The sequence below is a fragment of the Acetobacter fabarum genome, assembly GCF_022483405.1.
Classification (GTDB): Bacteria; Pseudomonadota; Alphaproteobacteria; order Acetobacterales; family Acetobacteraceae; genus Acetobacter; species Acetobacter fabarum.
On the sequence record NZ_JAKVNI010000001.1, the window covers coordinates 77,671 to 95,796 of the forward strand.

The following is an 18,126-nucleotide window of genomic DNA, read 5'->3' on the forward strand; positions in this document are numbered from 1 at the left end:
CGTGTCGTTTCCCGAACCCAAACCCGGCCTCGTGGTCCGTTACGACTATCTGTGGACGCATGAGGCCACGCGGGGACAGGACCAAGGCAAGGATCGTCCCGCCTGCCTCGTCGCGGCCAGCGACAGTATGCTGCGGCCCCGCTATGTCGTGTTTCTGCCCATCACCCACACGCCGCCTTCCGGCGATACGGTCGGGATCGAGATACCACCGAAGGTCAAGGCAGCGATCGGACTGGATGACGTGCCAAGCTGGGTGATTGTCTCGGAGCACAACGTCGATGAATGGCCGAGCGGCGGTGTATCGCCGGTCCCCGGCAAGGCGGGTGTTTTCGCCTACGGTTTTATTCCGCCGGGCCTGTTCAGCCAGATTAAGGCGGAGTTTGTCGCCCTCGCCCGACAGAAGAAAAGTGCTGCCGTGCGTCGCTGGCTGTGGAAAACTGGCAAGGATAAGGAAGTAAGGTCATGACCCGTGTCGCGCTCTATGCCCGCTATTCCTCGGACAACCAGCGGGCGGCCTCGATCGAGGACCAGTTCCGTCTCTGTGAAGAGCGCGCCACGCGCGAGGGCTGGCGGGTGGTGGAGTACTACCGCGACGCGGCCATCTCCGGGGCCAGCATGATCCTGCGTCCCGGCATCCAGACCCTGCTCCGCGATGCTCAGGCCGGGCAGTTCGATGTCGTGCTGGCCGAGGCGCTGGACCGCGTGTCCCGCGACCAGGCCGACGTCGCCACCCTGTTCAAGCGCCTGCAATTCGCGGGGGTGACCATCGTCACCCTGGCGGAAGGTGAGATCAGTGAGCTTCACGTCGGCCTCAAAGGCACCATGAACGCCCTGTTCCTCAAGGACTTGGCGATGAAGACCCATCGCGGCCTGCGTGGCCGGGTCGAGGCGGGCAAATCCGGCGGCGGGATCTGCTACGGCTATCGCGTCGTGCATCAGATGGACGGACGGGGCGAACTGATCCGGGGCGACCGCGAGATCGACGACGCACAGGCGGAAATCGTCCGCCGCATCTTCCGGGAATTCGCTTCCGGGCGCAGCGCGCTTTCCATCGCCAGCCGTCTGAACGACGAAGGTATCCTCAGCCCCACGGGCGGCAAATGGAACAACACCACCCTGCGGGGCAATGCCCTGCGTGGCACCGGTATTGTAAACAACGAACTTTACATCGGACGGCTGGTCTGGAACCGCCTGCGCTATCTGAAAGACCCGCAGACGGGCAAGCGTGTGTCCCGACTGAATCCACAATCGGAGTGGATCGTCACCGAAGTTCCGAATCTACGGATCATGGACGATGATCTCTGGCAGGCGGTACGCGACCGGCAGGCGTTGATCGCGGAGAAGAGCGTGAACATCAGCGCGGGTATCCGCGCCTCGATCAACAAGCTGAATGGCCAGCGCCGCCCGAAATCCCTGCTCTCGGGTCTGGTGTTCTGTGGCGTGTGCGGCGGCCCCTGCTCGATCCGGGGCGGCGACCGCTTCGCATGCTCCACCCACATGGACAACCGCTCCTGCACCAACAGGACCACGATCCGCCGCCCGGAACTGGAAGACCGGGTGCTGTCGGGTCTCAAGGACCGTCTGATGACGCCGGAAGCGGCGGCGGAGGCCATGCGCGCCTATGTGGAGGAAACCAATCGCACCAACCATGAGCGCCGCGCCAGCACAGCCGGCTGGCAGACGGAACTGACCAGGCTGCGCAAGGGGCTGAAACAGATGCTCCAGGTCATCGAGGATGGCGGTTACACACGTGGCATGGTCGAGCGGATGCGCGAAATGGAGGCCCGTGAGGATGAACTGGTCGCCCTGCTCGTCGCCCAGCCCCAGGACGTACCGGACATTCATCCCAATGTCGCAGGCATCTTCAAGCACAAGGTCGAGCGGCTGGCCGAGACGCTGAACCATCCCGAGGACCGGCAGGAAGCCTCAGAGGCCATCCGCGCGCTGATCGAGAAGATCGTGCTTCATCCCGGCAAGGGTCGGGGCGAGATACACGCCACGCTGCATGGCGAACTGGGCACGCTATTGGATTTCGCCGCCTCGCACGGTCAGGGAGCCAAAAACACGAACACTCCCGGAGCCAGGGCTTCGGGAGTGTCGGTATCGGGTATTGCGGGGACAGGCTTGGTTCTGGACTTGCGGAATCTACAAGTTCAGAATGAAGCGAGTTTAACCGCTTGTTTTAAAGACCTGTTTTCTGCCCAGGCATAATTGATGACTACGCTCTGGCACTATATCGTTCCACCCGCAGCCGCCAATTACATTATGTGGAACCGTAATCCAGTCAGTTCTTACCGCCCGTATTTCCAACAACGGCACGATAGACCACGAGCAGAAGAATGGCCCCGATGACCGACGCCAGAAACCCAGCTGCCTGCCCTTCCTGATAAAAATGCAGTGCCCGTCCGATATAGCCGGCGACAACAGAGCCCGCGATGCCAAGAAGGATCGTGATAATGAAACCTCCAGGATCGCGGCCCGGCATCAGCAGCTTCGCGATCGCTCCGATAATCAAACCGATGATGACCGTATAAATAAGATGCATCTCATACCCCCATCATGCCTTATCCTCAGGCATAGCAGACATGCACGTAGCCGTCATGCGTCAACATCCAAACGAAGGATGCCGGGGGATAGCGCCCTCACCTGTTAGCCGTCGCGTATTTCAGGACGAGCGCAGTCACTATGGCCGAAAGCCCGGCCGGCACAGCAAGACCAGAATACAGCACCGCAATCAGAAGCATGGAATACGAAAAAGTGCAGAGCCACAGAATGATGGGCAAAACAAAGCAGATGATCGCCAGCCACAGGAAAGCAGCGATACCGGCACGACGATCATGAAGCACCTTGCCAATGCAGCCCCCCACGACGAGACCTGTCGTCAGAGCAATTTTTTCGATCGGTGACACCTCCGGAGCCTCCCTACAATCCGCACATGGACACGGATAGCGGCGGCTTGCTGGAAAGGCTTCGCGCTAAGGGCTCAAGCGCCGGATCCGCACGCGACGCCAGCCAATAGAGTGCCGCAGCCGCGTGCGGATCAAACAGCCCCGTGAACCCTTTGAGTCCCGCCTGAGCCCTCATGGCGTCAAAACGTACATGGGAATGCACAAACTCTTCGTGCGTCCTCTCCTCCGACACGTAAGGTGTCAGCCACGCGACTGCCTTCTCCAGGGAGGCATCTTCAGCTGTTCGCCAGTGATACCAGTCCTCGCCCCGACGCTGCGCCGCAAGCGCCGCCTGGACGAGAGGCTGGAGGTCATAGACGACGTAGTGCAGCGCATCCCGGTCGCCGAAATCCTGAGTCTCACCATTCGGATTGATATTGGCTGCAATCTGCCTCTGGAAAAGCTGACGAGCAGCGTTGAACAGTTCGGGATCATCCAGTGCGACCGCCATCAAGGTCACCAGCTTCACGCGATGACTCTGCCAGTTATTCACCCAGATCGCGCGATGGTTTCTTTCATCTATGCTTTGCAAATAGCCACGCGCCCAGTCTTCCAGAAACTGATGCGCATGGGTGCGCTCCTGCGCCGGCAGAACATCCTTGATAATCGCATAGGTCTCGATCAGCGTATCGAAGCCTGTCTCATCGATCGGGTTGTAGCTGGGTCTGTATGTCCCAACCCAGACCATGAGATAGCGTTGCGCCAGAGCCAGCCAGTTCGTCTCCCCCTTCGCACGCCACGCCAGGGCCGCGTCCTGCATGCCGGGCAGATCCTTCTTGGCCGCCATGCTTGCATCATAAATCCCCTGACGGGGAAGTGTGCCCTCAGTATGAACATGAGGAAGTGGTGACGGTGCCTGATCCTGCCTCGACCGCAGTGCAGCGAGGACGGACGGTAACCCTTCCCTCGCCTGTTCCGGGGCCACAGGGCACCAGCCGTTGTCGGCAGCCCGCGCTCCCGAGGCTGTCCAAACGCCAGCAGCGCACAAGACAAACCCCAGGATGTAACCTTGCCTCTTCATCAAAATCAGGAGGTTGTCTGATCCTTCACTGTCGCCTCGGTCGCTGCCTTTTTCACCGCCTCTATCCCATGATCTCGTGTCTGCTCGCTCGCATAAAGTTGGCTTGACCCGATGACCTCGCCATTGCGGGCCTTCAGGTTGAAATGCGACTTCCCCGACGTCGAGACTTTCCGTTCATAACGCGCATCGTCAGGAGCATTCGTCTTGACCGATTCAATGCCGTGGACGGCGCTGGCATGCTGCTTGTAGCCTTCGCTGACAAGAATGATCTCGCCATTGGCCGCCTTCAGATGAAAGCGGAACTCACTGGCCTTATCCTTGTAGATCTCGAAATGTGCGGCCATTCGACTTAACTCCCCGATCGAACATGAAGTATCGCACAGCCTGGCAAATGCCAGACTTCCACAAGGATGGCCCCATAACGATGGCAGGACTATGGTATGACTTCTCCTCGGCCAGCATTGCCGCCGAGGCGATCTTCATAAGCGATGAGAGCCGCATCACTCTTTCGAAGCGGTCCTCGCCATCTGGAGAAGCACCTGCCTAGCCTCCTGTTTCAGCAAGTCATACCGTTCAACCGAATAAGTCAGATTCCCCACGCCCCACTGAACCCGCGCCGGAAAGGTGTGAACCACCCCAGGGTTGGCGGAGACTGATTTCATCAAATTACGCGGCAAGGGGGATCAGGTCCAGCGCGGCATAATATCGTTGTTCGGCCTCGGCGGGCATGATGCTGCCGATAACTCAGAGCGAACGCCACGGCGAACCGAAGCCCCACAATGTCACGTAGCCCGAGGATTGTGTCGGCTCCGACAAAAAGGTGACATCAAAAGCAACGCCACCAATTGCTAGCGTATCTGCCGCTTATGAGGCTCAGGGTTCTTGATAAAGGGAGATACATTATGCAGCCATCACAGGAAGGGAGATACCTTCCGCCAGAATCTCGCGCCAACCGTCACTCGATTTCCAGGCGCTATTGAGATGTCAAATTCGTACCCTCTACCGAAAACATTCAACCGCTCCAAAGTTCAGCCACGATGCTCCCTTCCTGCGGTGCTTTCTCTCGCTGTGATCGGCATCCTGGCAGGATGCACGTCAGATCCTACGAAATATCAAGGGCTGAAATCCACACCAGTGCTTTCGCTACAGAAGTCCGGTGAAAATAAATTTCAATACGTCGCGGATGACGTGGACTTCTCTTCATATAAATATGCGATCGTCGATCCCGTTGAAATATACCAGCAATCGGACGGACAATTTGGCGGAACATCATCTGATGATCGCATATATATTGCAAAATATATCGACAAGGTCCTTCCGACTGCCGTCAAAAAGCAATATAATCTCGTTCAACAGCCCGGACCAGGTACGCTCCGTTTCCATGTAACGCTCACAGGTTTGCAAAAGAGCATTCCCGTCTTATCGACTATTTCCCACGTTTCGAGTTTCGGCCTGGTCACAAACGGGCTGATGCAAGCCGCAGGCCAGAATGGCACCGCTTACGGGGCGGTGTATTACGCGGTCGAAATCTATGATGCCCAAACGTCAAAACTTCTCTATGCACACGTGACCGTACAGACGCCGGACGCTCTCGATCCAACCGTAAGCTTCGGTTATCTGGACGCCGCCCGGGAAGGTGTCCGGATCGGGGCTCATCATCTCATGCAAAAACTACAGCAACTCTCGAAACAGGGGCGCACGGTGGTGAATGAGCAAACTGGGAGCCTCGGGCAATCGTCTGCTTCTGCGCCACCGAATTGATGCAGGGAAGACCTCACAGGCTCATGTCATCAGCCAGGGCCAAGTCTTCACATGTCCGATTGGCACTTGCCGCCACTCCACCACCAACGGTGAGGGCCTGATCAACATCCGATCGGATGTTGATCTATGTGACCGTCAATAGAATTGCGGATTGATTTTTATATGACAGCCTCGTCCGGCTTCTCATCTAGGCGCACAAGAAAACCAACCGGATGCCTTACGGTCTTACTGTTATGCGCGCCGATGCTTTTTGGGTGTAAGGCCCGCAACACAGTCAAGGCGTCACCTCCCATCCAGGTGAACGTGCGGGCTCCCGTGACGCGGGACGTGCCAGATTACCTGTATGCGACAGGCCAGCTTGCTGCCACCGCGAGTGTCGGCCTCGTCGCGCGTGTGCAGGGTTTCCTTCAGGCGATCAGCTACAGCGACGGAGCCTTTGTCCATAAGGGCGACCTTCTCTTCACGATCGAACCAGCGCCCTACGCCGCCCAGCGTGATCAGGCCAAGGCAAATCTCGCGTCCGCCGAAGCGACCGCGTCCTTCGACGAGTTGCAGTCCCATAGATATGCGGCATTGGCGCGTCTCGATTCCGCGTCACGGCAGCAGGCCGAACAAACCCGCTCCAGCCGGGATGCCGCCAATGCCTCCGTGCAACAGGCGCGCGCGGCGCTGACGCAGACAGAAATCACCTATGGTTATACGCATGTGCTCGCTCCATTCGATGGTTTTGTAACGGCACATCAGGTGCATGTGGGTGAGTTGGTCGGCGGCACACAGCCGACGGAACTGGCGCAAATTGTCAGGCTGGATCCGATCTGGGTCCAGTTCAATATCTCCGAGGATGATGCCGCGCGACTGCTACGTATCATCAAGGACGGCGGATCGCCCAACGGAGCCGACGTCATGGTCGCAGTCGAAGTCAACGGTGAAACCGGCTATCCCCATATCGGGCACCTCGATTATGTCGCGCCCCAGATCGATCCGAGCACGGGAACTTTGTCCGTGAGAGCAGTGTTCGACAATCCTGCTCATGATCTCAGGCCCGGAAATTTCGCGCATATCCGAGTTGCGATCGGCGTCCATCGTCGCGCCTTGTTGGTGCCGACTGAAGCGATCGGCAACGATCAAAGCGGACGGACCCTCCTTGTCGTCGGAACGAATGACCGCAAGATACAGGCGCGGACGGTTGCGACGGGAGCGGAAGACGGCGACCTGACGGTGATCGAGACGGGTCTTGTCAATGGCGATCGTGTGATCGTGGATAATCTGCAAGCGCTCCGCGTCGGACAGACGGTCGCGCCGCAGGACGTTCCACCTGGCCATGGCGGAGACACGCCGTGATCTCAAAGTTCTTCATTGAACGTCCGGTCTTTGCCAATGTCATAGCGCTCATCACGATCCTGGTCGGGATCGTCGGCTTGGCGCGCCTTCCGGTCTCGCAATATCCGGACGTAGTGCCGCCCGTCGTTCAGGTCACAACCACCTACCCAGGAGCCAGCGCCGCCACGATCGCACGGACCATCGCTCTTCCGATCGAAGAGCAGATCAATGGCGTGGAGGACATGCTGTATATGCAGTCCACCAGCACTGATAGCGGTGTCTATACTCTGACGGTTACGTTTCAGATCGGCACGGACCCAAATCGGGACCAGGTTCTGGTTCAGAACCGGGTCACGTCCGCCTTGGCCCTGCTGCCCGGTAGCGTGCAGACTCAGGGCGTCACTGTCCAGAAGCGTGCCACCAATGTTCTCGGCTTCATTTCTCTGCAATCGCCGGACCATAGCCGCGACGGCCTGTTCCTGAGCAATTACGCGACGATCAACCTTGTCGATCCGCTATCCCGCATTCCGGGCGTCGGCAGCGTTTCGATCCTCGGCGCAAGCCAATATGCCATGCGGATCTGGTTCGATGCCGATCGTCTGCAAGCCCACGATCTAACGCCTGCGGATGTTCTGGCAGCCGTCCAGCAACAGAGCCAGGAAGTTCCCGCCGGGCAAACCGGCGCGCCTCCCGGTCAGCGGCAGGCGTTCCAGTATACTTTGAACGTGCATGGCCGCTTTTCCGACCCCATCGCGTTCGGCAACATCATCGTCAAGACCGGAGGGGCATCCGGTGCACAGATCGTCAGGGTACGAGATGTCGCCCACGTGGAACTCGGCGCGAAGAGCTATGCTCAGGAATTCCGCCTGAATGGGCAGCCTGCTATCGGCATCGGCATCTACCCGAACCCTTCGGCTAACGGTGTCGATGTCTTCAAGGCGGTCCGCGCTCGGGTCGAGACGTTATCGCAGCATTTTCCGGCCGGTGTAAGCTATGGGTTTCCGCTCGATACGACGAAGTTCGTGAGTGCCTCCATCGACGAAGTCTACAAGACGTTATTCGAATCCGCGCTTCTCGTGCTGATCGTCATCCTGATGTTCCTCCAGGATTGGCGCGCCATGATGGTTCCGGCGACGACGGTCCCGGTTACCATCATCGGCGCCTTCGCGGCGATGTCGGCAATGGGTTTCGGTATCAATATATCGACGATGCTGGCCGTCATCCTGGCGATCGGCATCGTGGTGGATGATGCGATCGTCGTCGTCGAAGGCGTCGCGAAAGCGATGGAACAGGGGCTTGCCCCCCGCGAGGCCGCCGAACACGCTATGACCCTTCTGCTCGGGCCGATCATCGGTATCACCTTGGTGTTGATGTCGGTCTTCACGCCGGCGGCCTTTCTGCCCGGCCTGACCGGGAGAATGTACGCGCAATTCGCGCTCGTCATCGCAGCGACAGCTCTCATCAGCGCATTGAACGCCATTACGCTCAAGCCAACGCAATGCGCCACGTGGATGCGTGTAGAAACCGGTGATAAAAGAAAGAATGCCCTATATCGGCGCTTTAATGTCATCTATGGCTGGACCGAAGCACGATACCTCACCGCTATCAAACGAATTGCTGGACATTCGGGGACGTCTGCCCTATGCGCGGGCGGTTTGATCGCGGTTGCGACCTTTGGACTTGCAAAAATTCCGACCGGCTTCCTCCCTCTGGAAGATCAGGGATTCTTCGTTATCAGCGTCCAGCTACCAGACGGCGCGTCCCTTGCGCGGACTCAGGACGTGCTTACACGGGTCGCCGCGCTGACGCAAAACATCCCTGGAGTGTCGGACACCGTAGCCATTTCCGGCATGTCGGTTCTCGACAACAACGCACAGTTGCAGAATGCCGGCCTGGAATACGTCGTACTCAAGGACTGGAACCACCGAGGACATAAAGAGGATCTGCGAGGCATGTTTCTTGCTCTGTCGCAATCCGTCGCCTCGATCCATGACGCTTCGGTACGCGTGATCCCGCCCCCCGCGATCCAAGGGATAGGCAATGCCGGCGGCTTTACGATGCAGGTGGAGCTCCGCGACGGCTCTCTGGACTGGCAACGTCTCCAGCACGCGACAGACCAGCTTCTGGACGCCGGGAACAGGCAGGCTGGGGTTGCACGGCTCGGCACGACCTTCCGTGCCCAAGCACCGCAATTTACCGTGACGATAGACCGGGAAAAAGCCGCGACGCTCGGGGTACCGATCCAAGATGTGTTCACAGCGTTATCCGATGCTGTCGGATCAGGATACGCGGGTCAATTCGATCGTTTCAATCACGTATTCCAGATTTACGTCGAAGCGCAAGACATCCAGAGGCTCGATCCCGAGCATGTCGCTCAGTTGCGCGTCAAAAATGGGCGCGGACAGATGATTCCACTTGGATCGCTCATAACGTTTACCCATTCCAGCGGACCGTCATTGGTGAGCCTCTATAATCTTTATCCCACCGCCACCGTTATCGGCATGGCAGCCAAGGGCTTCAGCTCCGGCGAGGCCATTGCCCAAATGGAAAGCGCAGCTCGCATTCTGCCGGATGGCGTCGGCTTCGATTGGACGGCCATGTCTTATCAGGAGAAGTCCGTCGGAGGGCAGCTCTACCTGGTGTTCGGCTTCGCCCTTCTCCTCGTTTATCTAGTTCTGGCCGCACAATATGAAAGCTGGTTAATGCCAATGGCCGTGATCGTGGCTGTTCCACTCTCTTTGACCGGTCCGGTCGCCATCATGACCGCGCTTGGGATCGACAACAACCTCTATACCCAGATCGGCATGATCCTTCTGGTCGCATTGTCGGCCAAGAATGCGATTCTGATTGTCGAGATGGCACGTGAGTTGAGGAACGGCGGCAAATCCATACAAGAGGCGGCCATTGAGGCGGCTCACACCAGGTTCCGTCCCATTCTCATGACATCGATCGCCTTTTCCCTCGGCGTTATACCGCTCGTGACGGCCAGCGGCGCGGGCGCGAATGCCCGAAAGTCCATCGGTATCACGACATTGTCCGGCATGATCTCGTCGACATGCCTCGCCGTTCTTCTGGTGCCGGCATTCTTTATCCTAATCCGCACGCTGGAGGAGCGCAGACACCAATCCAAGAGCCATGCCGGATCACAGACAGCCTGATGGTCTACCTGAAGTCACATAGCCATCGGCAACCGCAAGCAGGACGGCTGCGTCGTTACGCCGCCCTTCTCGCACGATCGCTCCCGGTGCTTCTCGCCGGCTGCATGTTCGGGCCTAATTACAAACGGCCAAGCATGTATGTTCCCGACATGTACAAGGAAATTCACGCAGGTGACGTTACCTGGGTACCGGCACAACACGGCAATGCTCTACCTCGAGAAGCCTGGTGGTCCATTTTTCATGATCCCACTCTGTCCGATCTCGAAGCCAGGGTTAAGATCGGGAACCAGAATCTGAAAGCCTATGAGGCCGCCTATCGCGAGGCGCTTGCACAAGTCGACGAGACTCACGCCGATCTGCTGCCTACCCTATCGGTCGCCTCAAGCGAAAGACGCTATCATTTCAACGGCCGCTACGGGATCGAAAGCCAGACCAAGACACGCCCGTCGGCCAGCGGTTTCGCCACATGGAAGATCGACGCGTGGGGCCAGATACGGCGGCAACTCGAAAGCGATCGGGCCGCCGCCCGGGCGACAGAGGACCAACTCGCCTGGCTGACACTCGACGCGCAGGTGCAACTGGCGACGGATTACATCGCCTTGCGTTACAACGATAGTCTGACGACTCTTCTGGGCAACACGCTGGCAGCGTACCGGCGATCCCTGGCGATAACGGAACAACAGCATCTCTTGGGTGCTGCGGCTGAAACCGATGTCGTGACGGCACGCACTCAAATGCAAAACGCGGAGGCAAAGCTCATCGATGTCGGGATCGCGCGCGCCAAATATGAGCACGCGATCGCTCTCCTCACAGGCGTACCTCCCTCGGCCTTGAGCATCCCCATGGGGACGCTGCCCACCGACGTTCCGACGGTACCGCTCGTCCTGCCGTCGCAATTGCTGGAACGCCGCCCTGACGTCGCAGAAGCGGAGCAAAAGGTCGTTCAGGAAAATGCCTTGATAGGAAGTGCAATCGCCGCATATTTTCCTGAAGTCAACCTCGGGGGCGTATTCGGCTATAGTGGTCCGGATACTTTGTTCAAGGCATCGAATGAACTGTGGTCAGTCGCCGTCGGAGGAACCGAAGTGTTGTTCGACGGCGGTGCGCGCTCAGCGAAAGTAAGAGCGGCGCGTGACTCCTATGCCCAAAGTGTCGCCAATTACCGCCAACAGGTCCTGATAGCCTTTCAAAGCGTAGAGGACGAGCTATCGAGCCTGAGAGTTCTCTCTCAGGAGGCGGAGGTCCAGACTGCCACCATTGCCTCGGCGCGCCACGCTGTCGATCTCGCTCTAGGACAGTACCAACTTGGCGCGACAAGCTACACCACGGTCGCAAGCGCGCAGATCGCGGCATTGACAAATATCGAAGATGGGCTGGGTATTCAGCAACGCCGCCTGGCCGAAAGCGTGGCGCTAATCGAAGCCCTCGGAGGCGGCTGGGGCGAAACCTCACCCGCACGTCACGAATGAGAATCCCGCCGGCCCGGGAATTGTCGTATGCTTTGCCCGCACCGAGGCGTCGCTGGTACGGAGCGTTCCGTCACCTTCGAGCCGCGGTTCCGATATCGAAGCACTACAAGCCAGCAACTGGCACAACGTCAGATGATCTCTGGAGACGTTGCTGGAAAACCCAGGGAAGCAGACGACATGAGCCATCTTTTGATCATTGATGACGACGAAGACATTCTTAAGCTCCTCGAACGTTTTTTCCACTCATTCGGACACAACGTGACCACGATAGCGAGCGGTCAGAATATTTTTAAAATTCTGGATGACGAGGCGATTGATCTCATCATTCTGGACATCATGATGCCGGGCGAAGATGGCTTCGAGTTATGCAGAAGACTTCGACAGCGGTGTCAGATTCCCATCATCATGCTGACGGCTATCGCGACAGCCACGGATCGGGTGGTGGGACTGGAGCTCGGCGCAGATGACTACGTCACCAAGCCATTTGATCAGAGAGAGCTGCTCGCCCGGGTGAAAGCTGTCCTGCGCCGATCTGGACGCGGGCCTGAGCTCGTGACATCGACGGCCCATCCGGTCTTGAAATTTGGGGCATGGCGTCTCGATGTAGTTAGCCGAGAACTGAGATCCGCTCAAAATATCCTGGTGCCCCTTTCCGGACGAGAATTCGATTTATTGCTGGCCTTCGTGGAAAATCCGCACAAAGTCCTGAGCCGTGATCACCTTTTGGACACAGCTCATGGCGAGCAATACGACGCCTTTGACCGCTCGATTGACACTCAAGTCAGCCGCTTGCGGCGCAAATTGGAACCCGATGCAAAAAACCCTACGGTCATAAAAACTGTCCGAAGTGGTGGCTATATATTCACATTGGACGTTCGCGCGGGATGATATCGCCCTTTATCCGCGATACACTCGCAAAACGACTCGCCCTAACCATCTTGCTGGCTGTTTTCTCGTCAATCGGGCTGTATCTTCTCTTCGTCAAGGCCGGTGGTGTCTGGGCCAGGCCCAGCATCGCTGAAACCGGCCTGGAAGAACAAGCAGCGACTCTCGTGCGCGTTATCGGCGCATTGCCACAGGCATTACGTCCCGCGGCCTCTCAGGCAGCAGGAAACGATGTCTTTCAGGTAGAGTGGCATCGCAGCATTCCCTCCATTCACCAGAATCTTGCGTTAGAAGCCGTTAGAATGGAGCATCTTATACACGCTCGTACCCCTGGCTGCCGGGTTCTCGTGTATCAAGCCCCTGCCGCGTCGGACCGGAGATCGGATAATGACCTCTTCGGAACAGCAGCCTACGGAATGGCCGTTTCGCTCCCTGATGCAACGTGGCTCGTTTTTACTGCACAACATAGAAGCTGGGGCGTAAGACCTTGGTTCAGATATAGCCTTATTCTCTTTTTTGTCCTGATCTCTACAGTCACGATCTCATGGCTAGCCTCTCGAACGCTAATCCAGCCGTTTGAGGCTTTCACTTCAGCGGCTCGACGCTTCGGAACGGACCCTAATGCCCCTCCCATGCCTGAGAAGGGACCGATTGAACTTCACGCAGCCATCGCCGCCTTTAATTCCATGCAAACACAGATCAGACGATTTGTAACAGACCGCACGGACATGTTGGCAGCGATTTCACATGATCTGCGAACACCTCTGACGCGCGTAAGGCTGCGTGGCGAGTTTATCGACGATCTTGATCAACGCCAGCGGCTTTTCCGTGATGTAGATGAGATGCAGGCAATGATCCATGCTGCATTGGCGTTCTTCAATGACGAGGCTCCAACGGAATACTCGACCCAGTTTGTAATCTCTGACCTGCTTCAGATCATCGTCGACGACCTTACCGACCAGGGAAGGAACGCGAAAATCGAGGGAAGTGATCATTTTATTTTCGAAGGAAGACCCATCGCGCTCAAGCGTGCATTTGGAAATCTCATTGAAAATGCCTGCCTCTACGGCGAAGAGGCACGAGTCAGCATCGAGGCCGATCATAACAACATGATGGTCTTCATCAGAGACAAAGGTCCCGGGATCCCGGAATCATCGATAGAGGAGGTATTCTTGCCTTTTTATCGCGTGGAGCGCTCACGCAATCGAAAGACCGGCGGCATCGGACTGGGCCTCACATCCGCCCGAGCAATCGTCACCGCTCATGGTGGGGAGATCATATTAAAAAATCACGCGGACGGAGGGCTACTGGTAACAGTAGCTCTGCCCTTCCCGACCTGAACAAGGACAGTGCTTGTGGGAGAAGTTATGCACATGAATTATTCATATATTCAATTTGAGATACGACACGTATTCATTTTAGGGCGATCATCATGACCACAAGCGCTATAATCGTGAAGTTGCTTCTACTGATCATGGTGTCTGGCATCGGAGTCACCAGCCGATCTTGGCCAGATTCTGTGATCGTCGTCGGCACGTACACGAAATTGTTAGTGCTACCTTCAGTCTATTCAATCTATACTTGTCATCAAGCTGCGCCATAGCAAAACGGCGTGACAGGTGATGCGCCGTCCGCCTTTTGATTTGTGGCAATTGTTATGCGTACGAGCGATCGCGGAACAAGGCAGTATCCACGGTGCGGCACGTTTCCTGAACACCCGGCAATCCGCCGTGAGCCGGTCACTGCGCAGCCTTGAGGAGCGCCTGAATGTCAGGCTCTTCACCCGCTCTCCCGCTGGTGTCGTCCCGACCGTCTTCGGTCAGGAATTCATCCGCTGGAGCCAGACAATTCTGGACAACGTGACGAGTATGAACGCCCGCGCGCAGCGAACGGGCAAGGGCGAGAATGGCCAGATCGCTATTGGCATCCAGACCTGCGTCCTGCCCGGAAGACTCTCGACCTTCACGGCAGAATTCCGCACCACACACCCCGATATCGTCTTTCGCTATTCCGAAGGCACGGGCAAAAGACTGCTGCGCCGACTCCAGCGCGGGCAGATCGATTTCGCCGTCGTTACACGACGCAACCTGCCGCCCGCCTTGCGGGTCACACCTCTGTGGAGCGACCGTATCGTGGTTGCCCTCCCCGCCGGTCATTCTCTCGCGACACAGGCGGAAGTGTCCTGGACGGACCTACGTCATGAAGGCTTCCTGATCGGACGCGACAATGCTGGTCGGGACTTCGAGACGCTCATCCAGCGCAAGCTCGGAGAGACAGGCAACCGTCCAAATATCCGGCGTCATGATATTGGTAGCAACAGGATCATCGCCCTCGTCCAGAATAACGAAGGTGCTGCCCTGCTACCTGCCTCGTGGCTGCCGCTGATCCGCGATCAACATGGGCATGACGTCGCAATCGTGGAAATACGAGATGCGGACGGTTCCTCCCATCTGGAATTCGGGATTGTCTGGAGGCCCGACAATGAAAATTCGTGTGCCCAAACGTTCGCCCGGCATCTCGAATTCCATCGGCCATGAGCCTACTTTTCGGATGACGTTCCTTTTTCCTTTCTCCGTGCCCTGGCGAACCCTTTGTCCGACATTATGAATTGCCGGAGCATGAGTGCGACCAGCCGGGCCGGATCCGTCGCTCCATCATTACCGGAAAGAAGCGCTGCGTAGGCAAGCAGATCACGATGAAGATCAGCAGGTACGGTCACCGTCATTCTAACCGGTCTTTCGTCGGGTATTTCTCTAATCTTTAGGCTCAGTACTCATTCTTTGAGATAGAAGATGAAGCTTGCTGCGATATAGATTGAGGACATGAACGTATGGGCACACCTGTCATATCGTGTTGCCACCCGCCGCCAGTCTTTGAGCTTTGCGAACATGTTTTCGATGAGGTGGCGCTTTTTATACAGATGCCAGTCGTAAGGTGGCTTTGATTTCCGGTTCTTCTTCGGCGGGATACAGGCGGTGATATTCCGTTCTGCGAGAGACTGCCTGATTTTATTACTGTCGTATCCCCGGTCCCCGAGAACTTCTTCTGTCTCTTCCGGGAGATCCGAGAGCAGAGCATCGGCGCCTTTGAAGTCACTGACCTGTCCTGCAGTCAGATGAAGACGGACTGGACGACCTTCACCGTCACACACGGCATGCAGTTTTGAGTTCAGACCGCCCTTTGTCCGTCCGATATGGCGGGGAAAAGCCCCTTTTTGAGCAGGGAGGCCGCTGTCCGGTGAGCTTTGAGATGTGTTGCATCGATCATCAGGCGCGTCGAACGGCCGGTCTGCTCAGTCAGTGCGACGAAGATCCGGTCAAAAACACCCAGACGACTCCAGCGAATGAACCGGTTGTATAAGGTCTTGTGCGGACCATAGGCTTTCGGGGCATCTTTCCACTGAAGACCATTGCGGATCACATAAACAATCCCGCTCAGAACCCGCCTGTCATCCACGCGCGGCACACCATGCGCCAGCGGAAAATACGCTCTGATCTTCTCCATCTGCTGCTCGGAAAGCAAAAACACATCACTCACAGGCCACCCTCCATCGGTAAGCCGGTGAATCACAACAGCCAACTCAATTCAACGAATTAATAGGTCCTGAGCCTAGTCTTTTCACGCAGTATGAACAAGTCTGCCAACCTGAACGATAGCGCGCTGAATGGCAGAACGCGTCTCGATCTCCGCGTACCAGCGCGCTACATTGGGGGCGTCGTCCAGGCTCACACCCGCGAATTCACGGCGCCAGAGCCAGCCGAAATGGGCGATTGTTGATTTTCACTGAGAACTGGGTTCTTCCGCACTTTTCGTGATGGGTATCTTGTACTTAGGTTCCGGAACTGGGAAATCCAGAAAGTCGTTCACTTTCATGGATATTCCCCAGTGTCACGCCTTCGGTCTCTTGATCTTCCCCGTTCCCTCGTCGTTCGTCGTGTTGTTGCACTGGACAACAGAGTGGAGATCGAAGTCAGTCTGCGAAAGCGGAGTGCAGTGTGTCCGGACTGTCAGTGCCCGACACGACGCATTCACAGTTTCTATCAGAGAAAACTCGCGGATCTTCCATGGCAGGGCCGTCCAGCCACGCTGATCGTTTCTGTGCCGCGCTTTTTCTGCCAGACGATGCTTTGTCCACGTCGGACGTTTGTCATGCCCCTTGAGGGGATAACCGTGCGTCATGGCAGACAGACCACACGTCTTGCCGATCTTCATTATTATATCGCCCATACCCTGGGCGGTTCCGCTGGAGCACGAATGACCGTGCGCCTGTGTTGCCCCATCAGCGCCGATACTCTTGTCCGCCGTCTTCTCTCACGTGCGCAGAACACCACAAAAGGCATGGCCCGTACACGTGTGGTGGGGGTGGATGACTGGGCATGGCGGCGGGGACATCACTATGGAACGATTGTGGTTGATCTTGAGAAAAATGATGTCATTGACCTCCTGCCAGATCGGGACGCTGATACCCTTGCCCGATGGCTGCAGGTCCATCCCGGTATTGAAATCATTGCCAGAGACCGTGCCGGTGCTTATGCAGACGGATGCCGCAGAGGCGCACCATCCGCTCTTCAGGTGACAGACCGCTGGCATCTGCTGAAGAACCTGTCAGACGCTTTTGTCAGCATTCTGGACCGTTTTACGACAACAGTGAGGACCCTGACACGACAGCTGAACGTATCAACGGCAGTAAGCAAAATATCTGAAACAATCAGAGCGCATCCAGAAGAGGCGCAGGCGGTCGTCAGGTCAGCCTCTGGGGAACGACGTGATATTCTTTTCAAGGAAGCTCTTGCCCTGAAAGCAGAGGGACACAGCATTCAGGCTATCGCCACAACGATCGGGGTAGAGAGAAAAACCGTGCGGCGCTGGTTTCAGCGGGGCCATGCACCACCATGGAAAAGGACGGTTCCGCTACGCAGCATACTCGTGCCTTACGCAGCCCACCTGGAAAAGAGATGGTCCGAAGGATGTCGCAATAGTCGTCAGCTATGGCGGGAACTCCTGGAGCAGGGCTTTGCAGGACAATATGGCACCGTCTGGAAATGGGTGGCGACGCGACAGGGATGTTCCGCGAAACCCGTTCCTTCCGCGCATGTCGTTGCACCTCGGGGACGCAGACTTGCGCGGCTTCTCCTCGCAGAGGATCCGTTATCTGCCGGACAGGAGGGACTGCTGGTTCCTGCCCTTCTGGAAGCTGAACCGCACCTTGCCGTCACACTCTGCTGGCTCAGGAAAATGCAGACCCTGCTCTGTAAAAGGGGTGACACCTGCACGGGAGGCGATCTGAAGGCTCTGCTGGAAGAAGGAAAGACGACGCTGCTGTCACGTCTGATTCCCGCGCTTGAACGGGATGCGGCTGCCATTGAAGCGTCTCTTGTCACACCTTGGACAACCAGCCCGGTTGAAGGACAGATCAGCCGACTGAAAATGATCAAGCGAACCATGTTCGGAAGAGCAGGCTTCGAACTCCTCAGGGCGCGTGTCCTTCAGCCCGCATAATCAAAAAACATCATCACGAAAAGTGCGGAAGAACCGAGAACTGACCCGGGTTTTTCATCAGGAAT

At 57.1% G+C, this 18,126-nt stretch carries 16 protein-coding genes; 10 read left to right on the plus strand and 6 right to left on the minus strand.

What is annotated here, in order from left to right:
- The first annotated feature begins 1 nt into the window (after nt 1).
- Both LKE65_RS00415 and LKE65_RS00420 read left to right on the plus strand, forming a co-directional pair.
- Nucleotides 2-466: a hypothetical protein gene (locus LKE65_RS00415; RefSeq protein ID WP_278739963.1), complete on the plus strand. Its 465-nt coding sequence runs from the start codon at nt 2-4 to the stop codon at nt 464-466.
- Nucleotides 463-2,211, plus strand: coding sequence for a recombinase family protein (locus LKE65_RS00420; protein WP_278739964.1), 1,749 nt, complete (start codon nt 463-465; stop codon nt 2,209-2,211). Before LKE65_RS00415 ends, LKE65_RS00420 begins: the two co-directional genes overlap by 4 nt.
- Before the next feature lie 73 nt (nt 2,212-2,284).
- Here the strand turns inward: LKE65_RS00420 and LKE65_RS00425 are convergent, their stop codons facing one another.
- The 4 genes from LKE65_RS00425 to LKE65_RS00440 form a co-directional block, all read right to left on the minus strand.
- Nucleotides 2,285-2,545 (minus strand): GlsB/YeaQ/YmgE family stress response membrane protein, encoded by a 261-nt coding sequence (locus tag LKE65_RS00425; protein ID WP_278739966.1) that lies wholly within the window; start codon nt 2,543-2,545, stop codon nt 2,285-2,287.
- Nucleotides 2,546-2,642: 97 nt separating this feature from the next.
- A complete protein-coding gene (locus LKE65_RS00430) occupies nt 2,643-2,909 on the minus strand; it encodes a hypothetical protein (RefSeq protein ID WP_278739967.1) in 267 nt (88 codons plus the stop codon).
- Between the two features lie 13 nt (nt 2,910-2,922).
- A complete protein-coding gene (locus LKE65_RS00435; protein ID WP_278739970.1) occupies nt 2,923-3,969 on the minus strand; it encodes an alginate lyase family protein in 1,047 nt (348 codons plus the stop codon).
- Between the two features lie 5 nt (nt 3,970-3,974).
- The gene (locus tag LKE65_RS00440) at nt 3,975-4,313 is read right to left on the minus strand and encodes a YegP family protein (protein ID WP_278739971.1); all 339 of its coding nucleotides are present in this window, start codon (nt 4,311-4,313) and stop codon (nt 3,975-3,977) included.
- A gap of 637 nt (nt 4,314-4,950) precedes the next feature.
- Here LKE65_RS00440 and LKE65_RS00445 point away from each other — a divergent pair.
- From LKE65_RS00445 to LKE65_RS00475, 7 genes are all read left to right on the plus strand, one after another.
- The gene (locus tag LKE65_RS00445; RefSeq protein WP_278739974.1) at nt 4,951-5,730 is read left to right on the plus strand and encodes a DUF3313 domain-containing protein; all 780 of its coding nucleotides are present in this window, start codon (nt 4,951-4,953) and stop codon (nt 5,728-5,730) included.
- Between the two features lie 243 nt (nt 5,731-5,973).
- The gene (locus LKE65_RS00450) at nt 5,974-7,071 is read left to right on the plus strand and encodes an efflux RND transporter periplasmic adaptor subunit (protein ID WP_278741708.1); all 1,098 of its coding nucleotides are present in this window, start codon (nt 5,974-5,976) and stop codon (nt 7,069-7,071) included.
- Complete coding sequence (locus LKE65_RS00455) at nt 7,068-10,208, plus strand: efflux RND transporter permease subunit (RefSeq protein WP_278739975.1); 3,141 nt, start codon at nt 7,068-7,070, stop codon at nt 10,206-10,208. Before LKE65_RS00450 ends, LKE65_RS00455 begins: the two co-directional genes overlap by 4 nt.
- Nucleotides 10,208-11,677 carry an efflux transporter outer membrane subunit gene (locus tag LKE65_RS00460; RefSeq protein WP_278739977.1) on the plus strand — a complete coding sequence of 490 codons (1,470 nt, stop codon included), beginning with the start codon at nt 10,208-10,210 and terminating at the stop codon, nt 11,675-11,677. The genes LKE65_RS00455 and LKE65_RS00460 overlap by 1 nt, the downstream gene beginning before the upstream one ends.
- A gap of 177 nt (nt 11,678-11,854) precedes the next feature.
- A complete protein-coding gene (locus tag LKE65_RS00465) occupies nt 11,855-12,565 on the plus strand; it encodes a response regulator (protein WP_278739978.1) in 711 nt (236 codons plus the stop codon).
- A complete protein-coding gene (locus LKE65_RS00470; protein WP_278739979.1) occupies nt 12,562-13,902 on the plus strand; it encodes an ATP-binding protein in 1,341 nt (446 codons plus the stop codon). Before LKE65_RS00465 ends, LKE65_RS00470 begins: the two co-directional genes overlap by 4 nt.
- A gap of 282 nt (nt 13,903-14,184) precedes the next feature.
- Complete coding sequence (locus LKE65_RS00475) at nt 14,185-15,099, plus strand: LysR family transcriptional regulator (RefSeq protein ID WP_278741710.1); 915 nt, start codon at nt 14,185-14,187, stop codon at nt 15,097-15,099.
- 2 nt (nt 15,100-15,101) lie between these two features.
- Here the strand turns inward: LKE65_RS00475 and LKE65_RS00480 are convergent, their stop codons facing one another.
- Together LKE65_RS00480 and LKE65_RS00485 are read right to left on the minus strand one after the other, a co-directional pair.
- Entirely contained in the window at nt 15,102-15,332 is a 231-nt protein-coding gene (locus LKE65_RS00480; protein WP_278741711.1) for a DUF2274 domain-containing protein, read from the minus strand.
- Nucleotides 15,333-15,335: 3 nt separating this feature from the next.
- A protein-coding gene (locus tag LKE65_RS00485; RefSeq protein WP_278739980.1) for an IS5 family transposase occupies nt 15,336-16,099 on the minus strand; the annotation gives its coding sequence in 2 pieces (ribosomal slippage) (nt 15,336-15,766 and nt 15,766-16,099; 765 coding nt in all).
- Between the two features lie 348 nt (nt 16,100-16,447).
- Between LKE65_RS00485 and LKE65_RS00490 the strand changes: the two genes are divergently transcribed.
- Nucleotides 16,448-18,061: an ISL3 family transposase gene (locus LKE65_RS00490; RefSeq protein ID WP_075624942.1), complete on the plus strand. Its 1,614-nt coding sequence runs from the start codon at nt 16,448-16,450 to the stop codon at nt 18,059-18,061.
- Nucleotides 18,062-18,126 lie beyond the last annotated feature (65 nt).